We start from the raw sequence: 12,492 nt of genomic DNA on the forward strand, positions 1-12,492 counted from the left end.
GACCGTCCGTACCGGGTGCCCGGCGGGATCCGTCCCCGCCGGGCACCCGTTCACGTCCCCGCGGGCAGCCGTGGCGCCCTCGCCGGTGCCGGCCGGCTCCGGTACGGACTCCGCCATGCTCAGCAGCCCGTGGAGCTGAAGCTCAGCCGCAGGTTGGGCAGCTTGAACCCGACGGCGGTGCTCGCGTAGTTGTGCTGGTTCAGGTTGGTCAGCGTGACGTGGTCGGCCTGCTGGCCGAACACGCCGGGGTTGCCCTTGCCGACCGGGCCGGCCTTGGTGTACGTGCTGGCGTCGCCGCCGATCTCGATGTTCCTGAACTCCGCGTTGCCGGAGAGCAGGTCGGAGTCGGTGGTGAGGTCGGAGGCGGTGACGGGGGTGCCGCCGTCGCCCGCGTGGATCACCAGGTTGATGCCGCCGAGGTCGACGCTCTGGCACAGGTTGGTGATCTCGGCCTTCTTGATCGCCGACACCGCGACCAGCACCTGGCCGCCGGTGGAGCCCGCGTTGGGGCTGTCGGGGATCATCGAGTCCAGCGAGCCGAACTGGGCGAAGCCCTCGCCGTCCAGTTTGTCGGCGGTGATGGTGAACGGCATGCCGGAGATGGAGAACTGGGCGGCGAGCACGCCCTGGGCGGTGAGCGCCATCAGGACGCCCCCGGCCGCGACGGCCGGCACGGCCATCAGGGCGGTGCGCTTGATCCGAACCCGGCCTCTTCTCGGCGCGCTCGGTGTCTGCGGGGTCTCGGCCGCCGTGGCGGCGTCCTCGGACATGGCCATGTGTGCTCCCTGTGGGTGGAAATGGGTCTGCAGGCACTGGCACGTTGTCCTGGCGCGGACAGCGTTACCCGGCCCGACCGGGCCGTCCGCCCCTCGGCAGCGGGGCGGGTCCGGTCGGCGCTCGGTGAGTAACTGGGAAGCTACTGCCCGGTATTGGCCGGGTCAATACGGGTGCACGAAGGATCTTCACCAATCCGCGACCCGCTTCGGCCAGTCCCGCACCCCCAGCCGCTCGGCCGCCTCCGCCGGGCCGAGGAACGGCGACAGGCAGAACATGCTCAACACCGGCAGCAGCTCCATCAGTTGCTCGGTCCGCCCGGAGTCGATCCGGCGGTAGATCGCGCTGTAGACGCCACCCACCACGGCGTCCACCATCTCCTTCGACGCGACCCCGCCGGGCAGTTGGGGCACCTCGGCGAAGAACCCCCGGAACCTGGTGAGCAGTTGGGCCCGCTCCTGCCGGCCGGCCGGGCCGACCGCCTCGATCTCGATCACCGCCATGGTGGCGAACGCCGGTGTCCCCGCGAGCAGTTGGAGCATCACGCCGAGCGCCTTCCGGATGCCCCGGCACCAGTCGGATTCGGCCGTGAAGGCCGCCGCCATCCGCCGGATCACCACACCGGTGCCGTGCCGGTGCGCGGCCAGGAAGGCGTCCTCCTTGCCGCTGAACAGCTCGTAGAAGACCGGCCTGGTCACGCCCGCCGCCCGGCAGATGTCGCTGATCGTGGCGTGCTGGTAGCCGCGCTCGGCGACGGTCCGCACCAGCCCGTCCAGCAGCCGCTCGCGCTGGGTCGCGGCGACCACCCCGGCGGGCAGCCGGCGCGGGCCGGGCTTGATCGAGCGGGCCGGATCGCGGCCGGTCCGGGCGCCCGGCAGCAGGACCACGTCGGCTCCGCGGAGGTTCTTCCGATCCATCACCAACTCCTGTGTCCTGTATTGACATTGACGGAACACCGGGTTTACAACACTGACAGGTTTCCAACCGGTGGACCAGCAGGCACCCACCGGCCGGACCTCCGGAGGCCCGACGGGCCGGGGCGAACGCCCGGGCCACGGGACCACGGCGGAGGCGGGACCGCGACGGCGGCAGCCGTCGACGTGCCCCCACGGCACCGCACGTCCCCGACCGAACGGCGCAGTGCCGCCGGCGATCCATGCCGTCGTCCGTACGCAGGGCCGCACCACCCGCACCTCCGTACCACCGCACCGACAGCACCACCGCTCCGAGAGCACCACCGCTCCCGGAGCACCGAAAGCACCGCCGCACCGCGCACCGCCGCACCACCGCTCCGCCGTACGCCCACCCTCGCGTACGTCCGCACCGCCGTACCGCACGGACGGGCCCGTGGCGCCGGGCCCGCCCGCCCTCGGCACGGGCCGGAGCCCTGCGGGACAGGGCCTCCGGCACGACGCCGCCGGTACGAAGCCTCCGGTACGCCATGCACCTCCCCCGCCGTGCACACCACCACACTCGCACGCCGGGATTCCCCCACCCGTCCGCCGGACGGAGAGAGGTACCCTCATGCGCATCAGCCGCACCCTCGCCACCGCCGCCCTCGCCGCACTCGCGCTCACCGGCGCGGCCGTGTCCCCCGCCCAGGCCGCCGGCGCGGTCCTGACCACCGGCAGTCCGACCGGCCCGGCCGTCGCCGTCGGCGACGTGCTGACCGCCAACCTGGTCGCCGGCACCTCCGCGACCTTCTACAGCAGCGCCACCGGGACGAGCGGCGTCAAGTGCGCCGCATCCTCCTTCTCGGCGACCGTCACCTCCAACCCGGCCGCGCCGGGCAGCGCAGTCGAGCGGCTGGACACCCAGACCTTCGGGTCCTGCACCTCCAACGTCGTCGGCGTCACCGGCGTCAAGAGCGTCACGGTCACCAGCCTGCCGTTCACCAACACGGTCAGCGACGCCCCCGGCAACCCGGTCAAGCTCACCCCCGGCGCGGCCGGCGTGATGGGCACCACCGTGGTGCTGAACACCATCCTGGGCAGCATCAGCTGCAACTACCAGAACAGCACCGGGATCAACGGCACCACCTCGAACACCGGCAACACCATCGGCTTCACCGCCCAGCCGTTCACCCTGGCCTCCGGACCGAGCCTGTGCTTCGCGACGGGCTACTTCACCGCCACCTACGGCCCGGTCGTCGACAGCTCCGTCGCCGGCAGCCCGGTCCTCTTCGTCAACTGACGCCGGGGCACGGCTGAGGGCCCAGCGGCCCACCAGCACCAGAGCGGCGTACGGCAACCTTCCCGGGCCGTACGCCGCTCCGCCGCGCCCGCTCCCGTCACACCCACCGCTCCGCCGCGCCCGCTCCCGTCACACACCCACCGCTCCGCGTACCCGATGCGCCACACCGGCCGCACCGCACCCCGCTGCCGCCACCCGTCCACCCCCGAGACAGCGAAGTGACCGGCCGGTAGGGTGGCGCCGCACGGAGACGGCGACCCCGAACGGAGCAGGCGGATGAGCGACAACGGCACGGGCTTCTTCACCTCGGTGGCGGACGCCGCCGAGCAGTTGGCCGCCACCGGCTACCTGGCCTCCCCCGCCGTGGCCACCACCGTCTTCCTCGCCGACCGGCTCGGCAAGCCGCTGCTGGTCGAGGGCCCCGCCGGAGTCGGCAAGACCGAACTCGCCAAGGCGGTGGCCGAGATCGGCCGCGCCCGGCTGGTCCGGCTGCAGTGCTACGAGGGCATCGACGAGGCCCGCGCGCTCTACGAGTGGAACCACGCCAAGCAGCTGCTGCGGATCACCGCCGGCCGCGACGAGGGCTGGCAGGAGGCCCGCACCGACATCTTCGGCGAGGAGTTCCTGCTCACCCGCCCGCTGCTCACCGCGATCCGCGGCGAGGAGCCGACCGTGCTGCTGATCGACGAGATGGACAAGGCCGACGTCGAGGTGGAGGCGCTGCTGCTGGAGGTGCTCAGCGACTTCCAGGTCACCGTCCCCGAGCTGGGCACCATCACCGCGAGCCGCCGCCCCTTCGTCCTGCTCACCTCGAACGCCACCCGCGAGCTCTCCGAGGCGCTGCGCCGCCGCTGCCTCTTCCTCCATCTCGGTTACCCGGACGCGGAGTTGGAGCGCCGGATCGTCCGGCTCAAGGTGCCCGGCCTGGACGGGACGCTGGCCGAGTCGCTGGTCCGGGTGGTCGGCGCGCTGCGCGCGATGGAGCTGCGCAAGGCGCCGTCCGTCGCCGAGACCATCGACTGGGCCCGCACCCTGCTCGCCCTCGGCGCCGCCACCCTGGACGAGACGGTCGTCCGGGACACCCTCGGGGTGATCCTCAAGCACCAGGACGACGTCCGCAAGGCCGCCCAGAAGCTCACCCCGGCATGACGACCCCGCAGCAGGCCGACACCGCCGCCCGGCTCACCGGCCTGGTCCGCTCGCTGCGCGGGCACGGCCTGCCGATCGGCCCGGCCGAGACGGTGGACGCCGCCGCCGTCCTGGACGTCCTCGGCTTCACCGACCGCGAGCGGATGCGGGCCGGCCTGGCCGCCGCCCTGCTGCGCTCGGAGGGCCAACGGACGGTCTTCGACGCCGCCTTCGACCTGTTCTTCCCGCTCGGCGTCGGCACCCCGGAGGCCGTCCGGGCCGACCCGCCGGCCGTCCCCGACGACCCCGAGCCGCCGCGCTTCGGCCGCCCCGACCCGTTGCGCGAGCGGCTGCGCGAGCGGCTCGCGGAGGCGCTGGCCGCCGACGACCGCGCCGCCCAGGCCCGGCTGGCCGGCGAGGTGGTGGAGGCCTTCGGCCGGTACGGCACCGGCGGCTCCCCCGGCTCCGACGGCTGGTCCGCCCAGCAGGCGCTCGGCCGGCTCGCGCCCGAGACGCTGCTCGCCCGCGTCCTGGCCGCCCTGCGCGAGCGGCAGGGCGCCCCGGACCTCTCCGACCTGGTGCTCGCCGACGAGATCCGCCGCCGCATCCGGGACTTCCGCGCCATGGCCGCCGGCGAGGCCCGCCGCCGGGTCGCCGAGCTGCGCGGCCCCGAGCGGATCGCCGAACGCGCCGTCGCCCCCACCGCCGACCTGGTCGACTTCCTCTACGCCGGCCGCGACCAGGTCGCCGAACTGCGGCGCACCGTCCACCCGTTGGCCCGCAAGCTGGCCACCCGGCTGGCCGCCCGGCGCCGCCGCGCCGCCCGCGGCGAGATCGACCTGCGCCGCACCCTGCGCCGCTCGCTGACCACCGGCGGGGTGCCGCTGCGCCCCGCGTACCGACTGCGCCGCCCGGCCCGCCCGGAGCTGGTGCTGCTGTGCGACGTCTCCGGTTCGGTGGCGGGCTTCGCCGACTTCACCATGCTGCTGGTGCAGGCGATGAGCGAACAGTTCAGCAAGGTCCGGGTGTTCGCCTTCGTCAACCGCACCGCCGAGGTCACCGGCCTGCTCCGCGGCGGCGACGACCCGGCGCGGCTGGCCGCCCGGATCCTCGCCGAGGCCAAGGTGACGGGCTACCACGGCAACAGCGACTACGGCTCCGCGCTCGGCGGGTTCGTCGAGCACCACCTGGACGCCGTCGGCCCGCGCACCTGCGTGCTGGTCCTCGGCGACGCCCGGAACAACGGGCGCGACCCGAACCTGGACGCGCTGCGCCGGATCGCCGGCCGGGCCCGCCGGGTGTTCTGGCTCAACCCCGAGCAGCCCTCGCTCTGGCCGACCGGCGACTCCGCCGCGCTCGCCTACGCGGGCGTGGTGGAGATGCACTCCTGCCGCAACGCCCGCCGGCTCGGCGAGCTGATCGCCCGCCTGCTGCCGGTCTGACGCCGGTCGCGGCCACCGAGGACCGCGACCGGCGATGCGTAGACCGGCCTCCTCGTCGACCGGCCCCGCTTGTCGACCGGCTACTTGTCCAGGTGCGCCAGGAAGTCCAGCAGCGCCTCGGTGACCTCGGCCGGGCGCTCCTGCTGCGTCCAGTGCCCGGTCTCCGGCAGCCGGACGTGGCGGTGCAGCCGGGGCAGCCGGCCCAGCAGGTGCTCCAGCACCGGGGGCGGGACCATCGCGTTGACCAGGTCCTGCTCGCCGACCACGAACAGCGCGGGCACCTCGACCGTGACGCCGCTGAAGGCGGCCAGCAGTTCGGCGCTGCGGTCCAGGTTGCGGTACCAGTTGAGCCCGCCGGTGAAGGCGTTCGCGCCGTGCGTGGCGTAGTCGGCCGTGAAGACGTCGAGGTCCTCCTCGGTGAGCCAGTCCGGCAGCCGCTCCGGCTCCGGGAGGCTGTTCAGCAGCCCCTTGCCCTCCGGGACGATCCACGGCCGCGGCACGCCGTCCGGCTGCCTGCCGCTCAGGATGCGGCGCAGGCTGGTCCGCACGTCGGCGGCCAACTCGGCGTCGGCCTTCCCTGGTTCCTGGAAGTAGACCTGGTAGAAGCCCTCGCCGTAGGTGGCCCGGAGGGACTCCAGCGGCGGCGGCCCGCCCACCGGCAGCGGCGGCACGCTCAGCCCGGCCACCCCGCGCACCAGGTCCGGCCGCAGCGCAGCGGTGGTCCAGGCCACCGGCGCGCCCCAGTCGTGGCCGACCACGACGGCCCGCTCCTCGCCCAGTGCGCCGATCAGCGCGGTCACGTCGCCGACCAGGTGCAGCAGGGTGTAGGCGTCCACCCGCTCGGGCTGCGCGCTGCGGGCGTACCCGCGCTGGTCCGGCGCGACGACCCGGTAGCCGGCCTCGGCGAGCGGCCCGAACTGGTGGCGCCAGGAGTACCAGCTCTCCGGGAAGCCGTGCAGCAGCAGGACCAGCGGGCCCTCACCCTGCTCCGCGTAGTGCAGCCGTACGCCGTTCACCTCGGTCTCGCCGTGCTTGATCGCGTCGTTCAACTCGCAACTCCCCATCACGTGACATCGTCCGTCCACTCCCGACCCTGCCCAGCCGGCCGCCTCCGGAACCCCGCCGGAAACGGCCGGGGCCGCCCCGGCATCCGGGACGGCCCCAGCCCGGGCAACCGACGTTACGTCAGTTCACCGTGTAGCTGTACGGGATCGCCGCGAGCACCGAACCCGTGGTGTTCAGCACGTTGTTGGCGGTGGCCACGCCGGTCGGGCCGGAGACCAGGTAGAGCACGCCCCGCACGGTGCTGCCCTTCGGCCCGGTCGGGGTCAGCGTGACCCGGAGCGAGCCGGTGGCGCCGGGGGCGACGGTCACCGGAGTGGCGGCCGCGGCCGAGGCGTCCACCGCGGCGGCGAACGGGTCACCGGTGCTGGAGGTCAGCGCCGGGTCGAAGGCCAGGGTGTGCGCGGTGGCCGTGAGGGTGGAGGTGCCGGCCGGCGCGCCGCCGGTGCCGAACGGGCCGATCTGCTGGACGAAGGTGCCCCAGTTGCCCGGGACGACCGGCTGCTCGGCGGTGCCGGCGGAGGTCGCGACCGAGACGGTCGAGCCGTCCTGGGCCCGCTTCAGGTCGCCGAACAGGTCCGGCGAGCCGGCGGTGCCGCTCAGCTCGATCTGCGCCGGCGTCGAGGACGCCGCCACCGCCTTGAGCCGGTCGGTGCCCGGCGGCACCAGGAAGGACGGCACCGAGGAGCTGAGGCTCAGCGGCAGGCTGACCGTGGCCGAGGCGCCCTGCGGCACCAGCGGCAGGTCCACCCGGCGGTCCAGCCGGCCGTCGGCCGCGATCCGCTGGGTCGCGACGGTGTTGTTGGTGTAGTCCACCTGGACGGTGACCGGCTTTCCGGCCGCCAGCCGGGTGCGGGGGTCGTTCGGCAGCCCGGCCGCGGTGGCCCGGTCCTGGTCGAACGCCACGGTGCCGGTGAAGTCCTGGGCCAGCTCCTGGCCGCTGACCGGGCCGAGCACGTTCAGGACGAACCGCCAGCGGCCGGCGGCCGGGTTGACGGCGGTGGCCGAGACGCCGTCGCCGGTGCCGGTCAGCTTGCCCTGGGCGTCGAACTGCCCGTTGCCCTCGATGTCGACCGGGGTGCCGTTCGGGCTGATCAGCGCACCCTGCATGAGCAGCTTCGCGTCCTTCGCGACGGTCAGGCCGACCCGCAGGTCCCGTCGGCCCTTCGGCACGTCGAAGGCGTACGAGAAGCTCTGCGTCGGCGAGGCGCTGCGGGCGTTGCCGCCGGTGACGGTGCCGGTGAAGGTGCCCTTGCCCTGGCTGACCGGGACGAGGCTGCGCAGCACGACCGGGACGCTGGTGGTGTTGCCGTTCGAGCTGGAGACGACGACGGCCTCGCTGGAGTCGCCGCTGGTGGCCGGGGTGGTGAGCTGGACCTTGAGGGTCTTGCTCTGGCCCGGCCTCAGGTCGGTGGTGCTCGGGCTCACGGCGCCGGCCGGCACCGCGCGCTGGGTGGCGGTGCCCAGCTGGACGTCGCCGCGGTAGCCGGCCTGGCCGGCCGGGGTGTAGAGGATCGCGGTCCACTCGCCGGCCACCGGGTGCGGGACGTCGACCAGGCCGAAGTTCGCCGGGACGGCGCCGCCCTGCGGGCGGGTGTTGGTCTCGAAGCGGCCCGAGGGGTCGAGCAGCGTCATCCGGACCACCGGCCCGTTGGTGACCGGGTTGGGCGCGCCCTGCCAGGCGATCGAGGCCGCGAGCCGGTCGGCGCCGGCCGGGACGGTGAACCTGACCTGCTTCTGCACCCAGTCGGTGCCGTTGGTCGCGTACTTGAAGGTGTCCTTCGAGGACGGGTCCAGCTGGACGGTCTGCCGGCTGCTCGCCTGCGGGACGAAGCCGCGGGTCGCGGCGCTCACCGTCTGGGTGGTGTCACCGGTGTTGGTGACGGACACCTCGGCGGTGTGGGTCGAGCCGGGGGCGCCGGCGATGTCGACCTGGCCGGTGCCGACCACGACGGTCCGCGCGCCCTCGGTGCCGTCCCCGTCGGCGTAGCCGCGGGCGGCCTCGACGGCGGCGCGGACGTTCAGCAGGCCGGCGCCCTGCTCCTCGGCCGGCACGCCGAGGTCGGTGGCGGTGCCGGTGAGCAGCTTCTTCACCAGTGCCGGGGACGGCGAGTCGCCGCCGTGGGTGTCCCGGTAGGCCTGGATGACCAGGGCCGCGGCGCCGGTGACGAACGGGGCCGACTGGCTGGTGCCGCCGAACGGCTGGATCGGCGAGGGCAGGCCGTTGTAGCCCTTGCAGTCCTCGTACTTGGCGAGGTCCGGGGTGCACAGCGCCCAGTCCGACTCGCCGGGCGCGACCAGGTCGACGGTCCGGCCGGCCTGGGTGAAGCCGCCCGAGGAGAGCGCGGAGATGCGGTTGTCGCTCCACGTCCGGTTGGAGAACTGGGAGGCCGCGTAACCGGTCTGCTGGTAGTTCTGGTTGTCGGTGGAGGCGCCGACCGCGATCACGTACGGGTCGGTGGCCGGGGTGCCGATCGTGCCGCTGATGCCGGCGTCGCCGGTGGAGACGGCCACGGTCACACCGGCCTTGACGGCCTGCTCGTTGAAGAGCGAGATGGTGTCGTGCGCGCCGCTGTCCGGGGTGACGTTGCCGCCGAAGGACTCGTTCAGCACGTCCACGTGGGCGGTCCGCACCGCGTAGTCGATCGCCTGCAGGATCGAGGAGTTGGCCATCATCTCGCCGCCGGCCTTCAGCGCGACCAGGTCGGCGTCCGGGGCGAGGCCGCGGATGCGGATGGTGCAGCCCGTCGGGAGCGGGTGCGAGGCGTTGACGAACGCCGAGACGTCGTAGACCTGGCGGCCCTGGGCGATGACCGCCGAGGCGTCGCCGAAGGCCTCGGCCGCACCGGTGGGCGCGTCCCAGCCGTCGCCGGCGAAGTCCTGGTAGTCGACCACGGCGTGCGAGCCGTCGGCCCGGATGAAGTCCGGGTTGTTCGGGTCGAGCCCGTCCGCGATGTAGGCGACCTTGACGCCCTTGCCGGTGGCGAGGCCCTCCACGCCGGGCTTGCCGTTGCCGGTGACGGCCCGGGTCGAGTACAGGGCCTCGGGCTCCAGCAGCGGCTTGGCCGGGTCGGAGGGGCAGACCGTGTTGGTGGCGTTCTCCTCGGCGCCCTGGCCGTTGCCGCCCTGGCCCTTGCCGCTCTGGCCGTTGCCGCTTTGGCCGTTGCCGCTTTGGCCGTTGCTGCCCGGAACGACCTGGGGAGCGGCCTGCGGAGCGGCCTCGGCCTTGGGCTCCTTGGCACCGGCGGCGGCCGCGGCCGCGTCCCGGGCGGCCTTCGCCTTGACGGCGGCCGGCGGGGCCACCTGGACCTGGGCGTCCGCCACCACGGCGGAGACCGCCGGGTCCGCCTGCAACCGGGCGCGCAGGGCGGGGCCGACGGTGGCCGAGAAGGCGTTGCCGACCACGAAGCTCTTGATGTCGGTGCCGCCGCCCGCCCGGACCTTGTCCAGCAGCGGCGCCTGGGCGTCGGCCGCCTTCTGCTGCCGGGCGCCCAGGTGGCCGTGGTCGGCCGGGGCGTCCGCGATCTGGTCCTTCAGGATCACGATCACCGGCACCGGAGCCCCGTCCGCGGCCGTCGCCGGGGCGGTCCGCGGGTCGGGGGCCGGGGCCGCGCCGGCGACGGTCCCGAGGCTCAGCACCATGGACGCGGCGGTGACCGTGACGGCGGCTGCTAGCTGAGTTTTCCGCCAGCTGATCATATAAATCCTCTCATCAGTATGGACAGCTGACGCATTCCAACGCACCTGAGAGGATCACGACAAGGGGGTAAATCCCCATCAGAAAGTAAAGTTGACCATCGGTCAGTAAAATTCCGGAGCGGAAATCGGGCCGAATCCGCATCTTTCAGCCGATCGGCCCTCTGCGACCGCATTCGGCCGGGCCCCGGCCCGCTCCCGACCCGGTCCCGGTCAGGACCCGGTCAGGCCCCGGCCAGCCGCTCCCGGGCGTCCGCCAGGTCCTCGGCGGTGGGCGCGTCGTCCTGGGTCAGCCGGTGGCGCCAGTAGCCGGTGAAGTCGATGTCCTCCTTCGGCACCCCGTGCTCCTCGACCAGGCAGCGGCGGACCGCCCGGACCGCCCCCGCCTCCCCGGCCAGCCAGACGAAGGGCTCGCCCGCCGGCAGCACGGCGTCCCGGAACGCCCCGGCCAGCACGGTGCCCGGCGCCGCGCCGCCGCGGTACAGCCACTCCACCTCCAGGTCGGCGCGGCTCTCCAGGTCCTGACGCTCCGCCCGGTCGGCGACCTCGAGCCACGCGTACGCCGACACCCCGGCGGGCAGCGCGCCGACCAGCGTCGCGACGGCCGGCAGCGCGGTCTCGTCGCCGGCCAGCAGCACCCAGTCGGCGGCCGCCGCGGCCTCGGCGAACGGGACCGGCGGGGCGTACAGCGCGGACGGGCCGACCATCCCGAGCCGGTCCCCCGGCGCGGCCCGCAGCGCCCAGGCGGCGGCCGGGCCGGTGTCGCCGTGCAGCACGAAGTCGATCTCGACCAGCCGGGTCCCGGGGCGCCGGCCGCGCAGGGTGAAGCTGCGCAGCAGCGGGCGCTCGGGCTCGGGGATCGCCAGGTAGGCCTGGTACCAGCCCATCGGGTCGTCCTGCCGGGCGGGCAGCACCGGCTCGCGCTGCCCGGGGCGCGGGAAGCAGAGCTTGAGCTGCTGGTCGGGGGCGGTGCCGACGGTGTCGGGCAGTTCCTCGGCGGCGAAGGTGATCCGGGCGGTGCGCGGCGTGATCCGGCGGACCTCGACGACCTCGACGAAGGTGACGGGCAATGTCATCGCGAAACCCCTTCGATTGGTAACCTTACGGCATAAAGAGTTGCCGTCGGGGCGATACTTTACGCCATAAGGAGATGCTGGATGACCGTGTACGCCGGGCAGGGCGACGCCCATCGCTCGCTCGCCCTGCTCTGGGGCGCGCCCGAGGAGCCGCGCACCGGGCGCAGCGGCCCCAAGCCGGGCCTGAGCGTGGACGCCATCGTGTCCGCCGGGATCGCGGTGGCCGACGCCGAGGGCATGGCCGCGCTGTCGATGCGCGCCGTGGGCGAACGGCTCGGCCGCACCGCGATGGCGCTCTACACCTACGTGCCCGGCAAGGCCGAACTGCTCGACCTGATGCACGACCGGGTGCTCGCCGAGCTCGGCACCGGACCGGCTCCGGTGCCGGCTCCGGTTCCAACTACGGCTACGGCTACGGCTCCGGCGGGCGACTGGCGGGAGGCCGTCACCGCCTGGGCCGAGGACCTGTACGCCTGCTACCTGCGCCACCCCTGGGTGCTCCAGGTCTCGCAGGCCCGCCCGGTCCTCGGCCCCGCCGAACTCGCCGCGATGGAGGCGCTGTTGCGCGCGCTGCGGCCCGCGGACCTGCCGCCGTCGCGGCTGCGCGGGGCGGTCGCCGCGCTCTGGCAGTTCGTCCGCGGCCTGGCCGCCACCACCGCCGACGCGCGCGGCGCGGCGGCCGCGACCGGCGTCACCGACGAGGACTGGTGGGCCACCCGCTCCGCCCGACTCGCCGAGCTGGCCCCGGACTTCGCCGAGCGCTACCCCCTGCTCGTCACCCTGCAGGGCACCGGCGGCGGCGCCCCGGAGGACAGCCACCGGGAGGCCTTCCGCACCGGGCTCGCCGTCCTGCTCGACGGCATCGCGGCGGGGCGGGCCCCGAAGGCCTAGATCTTTCTCTTCGGATCAGCGGGCGTACCAGATGAAGATGCCCGCGCTGTGGAGTCCGGCCTGGAAGACGGTGGCGGCCCTCTCGTAGCGGGTCAGGGTCTGGGTACCGGGGACTCACACGTCACGGGCCGTACGACGTTCACCGGCGGCGGTCCGCGGGCCGTCCGTGCGGCTGCCCCGGATGGCCCGCGCGTCGGTCTCTTGAACGAGTGCGGTGCTCCCTCGTGAAC

General features: G+C 74.1%; 9 protein-coding genes. 4 read left to right on the forward strand and 5 right to left on the reverse strand.

What is annotated here, in order from left to right; genetic code table 11:
- Positions 1-119: 119 nt before the first annotated feature.
- Both ABZW03_RS05830 and ABZW03_RS05835 read right to left on the reverse strand, forming a co-directional pair.
- Positions 120-776, reverse strand: coding sequence for a DUF6230 family protein (locus ABZW03_RS05830; protein WP_355252784.1), 657 nt, complete (start codon positions 774-776; stop codon positions 120-122).
- Positions 777-962: 186 nt separating this feature from the next.
- Positions 963-1,691 carry a helix-turn-helix domain-containing protein gene (locus tag ABZW03_RS05835; RefSeq protein WP_355252787.1) on the reverse strand — a complete coding sequence of 243 codons (729 nt, stop codon included), beginning with the start codon at positions 1,689-1,691 and terminating at the stop codon, positions 963-965.
- 607 nt (positions 1,692-2,298) lie between these two features.
- On the opposite strand from ABZW03_RS05835, the gene ABZW03_RS05840 reads away from it, so the two are divergent.
- The 3 genes from ABZW03_RS05840 (at position 2,299) to ABZW03_RS05850 (ending at position 5,537) form a co-directional block, all read left to right on the forward strand.
- Positions 2,299-2,967: a Tat pathway signal sequence domain protein gene (locus ABZW03_RS05840; protein ID WP_355252791.1), complete on the forward strand. Its 669-nt coding sequence runs from the start codon at positions 2,299-2,301 to the stop codon at positions 2,965-2,967.
- A 276-nt stretch (positions 2,968-3,243) separates the two neighbouring features.
- Positions 3,244-4,116, forward strand: a complete 873-nt coding sequence (locus ABZW03_RS05845) for a MoxR family ATPase (protein WP_355252794.1) — start codon at positions 3,244-3,246, stop codon at positions 4,114-4,116.
- On the forward strand, positions 4,113-5,537 hold the full coding sequence (locus ABZW03_RS05850; protein ID WP_355252797.1) for a VWA domain-containing protein: 1,425 nt from the start codon (positions 4,113-4,115) through the stop codon (positions 5,535-5,537). The genes ABZW03_RS05845 and ABZW03_RS05850 overlap by 4 nt, the downstream gene beginning before the upstream one ends.
- Before the next feature lie 80 nt (positions 5,538-5,617).
- On the opposite strand, the gene ABZW03_RS05855 is transcribed toward ABZW03_RS05850, so the two are convergent.
- The 3 genes from ABZW03_RS05855 to ABZW03_RS05865 form a co-directional block, all read right to left on the reverse strand.
- Positions 5,618-6,586, reverse strand: coding sequence for an alpha/beta hydrolase (locus tag ABZW03_RS05855; protein ID WP_355252800.1), 969 nt, complete (start codon positions 6,584-6,586; stop codon positions 5,618-5,620).
- A gap of 136 nt (positions 6,587-6,722) precedes the next feature.
- On the reverse strand, positions 6,723-10,298 hold the full coding sequence (locus ABZW03_RS05860) for a S8 family serine peptidase (protein WP_355252803.1): 3,576 nt from the start codon (positions 10,296-10,298) through the stop codon (positions 6,723-6,725).
- 221 nt (positions 10,299-10,519) lie between these two features.
- Complete coding sequence (locus ABZW03_RS05865) at positions 10,520-11,371, reverse strand: siderophore-interacting protein (RefSeq protein WP_355252806.1); 852 nt, start codon at positions 11,369-11,371, stop codon at positions 10,520-10,522.
- Positions 11,372-11,452: 81 nt separating this feature from the next.
- Here ABZW03_RS05865 and ABZW03_RS05870 point away from each other — a divergent pair, with 81 nt between their 5' ends.
- Positions 11,453-12,262: a TetR/AcrR family transcriptional regulator gene (locus ABZW03_RS05870; RefSeq protein WP_355252809.1), complete on the forward strand. Its 810-nt coding sequence runs from the start codon at positions 11,453-11,455 to the stop codon at positions 12,260-12,262.
- The last annotated feature ends 230 nt before the right edge of the window (positions 12,263-12,492 follow it).

Source organism: Kitasatospora sp. NPDC004799 (assembly GCF_040609095.1).
Classification (GTDB): domain Bacteria; phylum Actinomycetota; class Actinomycetes; order Streptomycetales; family Streptomycetaceae; genus Kitasatospora.

Coding starts and splice junctions, on each gene's coding strand:
- ABZW03_RS05860 (WP_355252803.1), bottom strand. CDS start 10,298: ATGATCAGCTGGCGGAAAACTCAGCTAGCAGCCGCCGTCACGGTCACC.
- ABZW03_RS05840 (WP_355252791.1), top strand. CDS start 2,299: ATGCGCATCAGCCGCACCCTCGCCACCGCCGCCCTCGCCGCACTCGCG.
- ABZW03_RS05830 (WP_355252784.1), bottom strand. CDS start 776: ATGGCCATGTCCGAGGACGCCGCCACGGCGGCCGAGACCCCGCAGACA.
- ABZW03_RS05870 (WP_355252809.1), top strand. CDS start 11,453: ATGACCGTGTACGCCGGGCAGGGCGACGCCCATCGCTCGCTCGCCCTG.
- ABZW03_RS05850 (WP_355252797.1), top strand. CDS start 4,113: ATGACGACCCCGCAGCAGGCCGACACCGCCGCCCGGCTCACCGGCCTG.
- ABZW03_RS05835 (WP_355252787.1), bottom strand. CDS start 1,691: ATGGATCGGAAGAACCTCCGCGGAGCCGACGTGGTCCTGCTGCCGGGC.
- ABZW03_RS05865 (WP_355252806.1), bottom strand. CDS start 11,371: ATGACATTGCCCGTCACCTTCGTCGAGGTCGTCGAGGTCCGCCGGATC.
- ABZW03_RS05845 (WP_355252794.1), top strand. CDS start 3,244: ATGAGCGACAACGGCACGGGCTTCTTCACCTCGGTGGCGGACGCCGCC.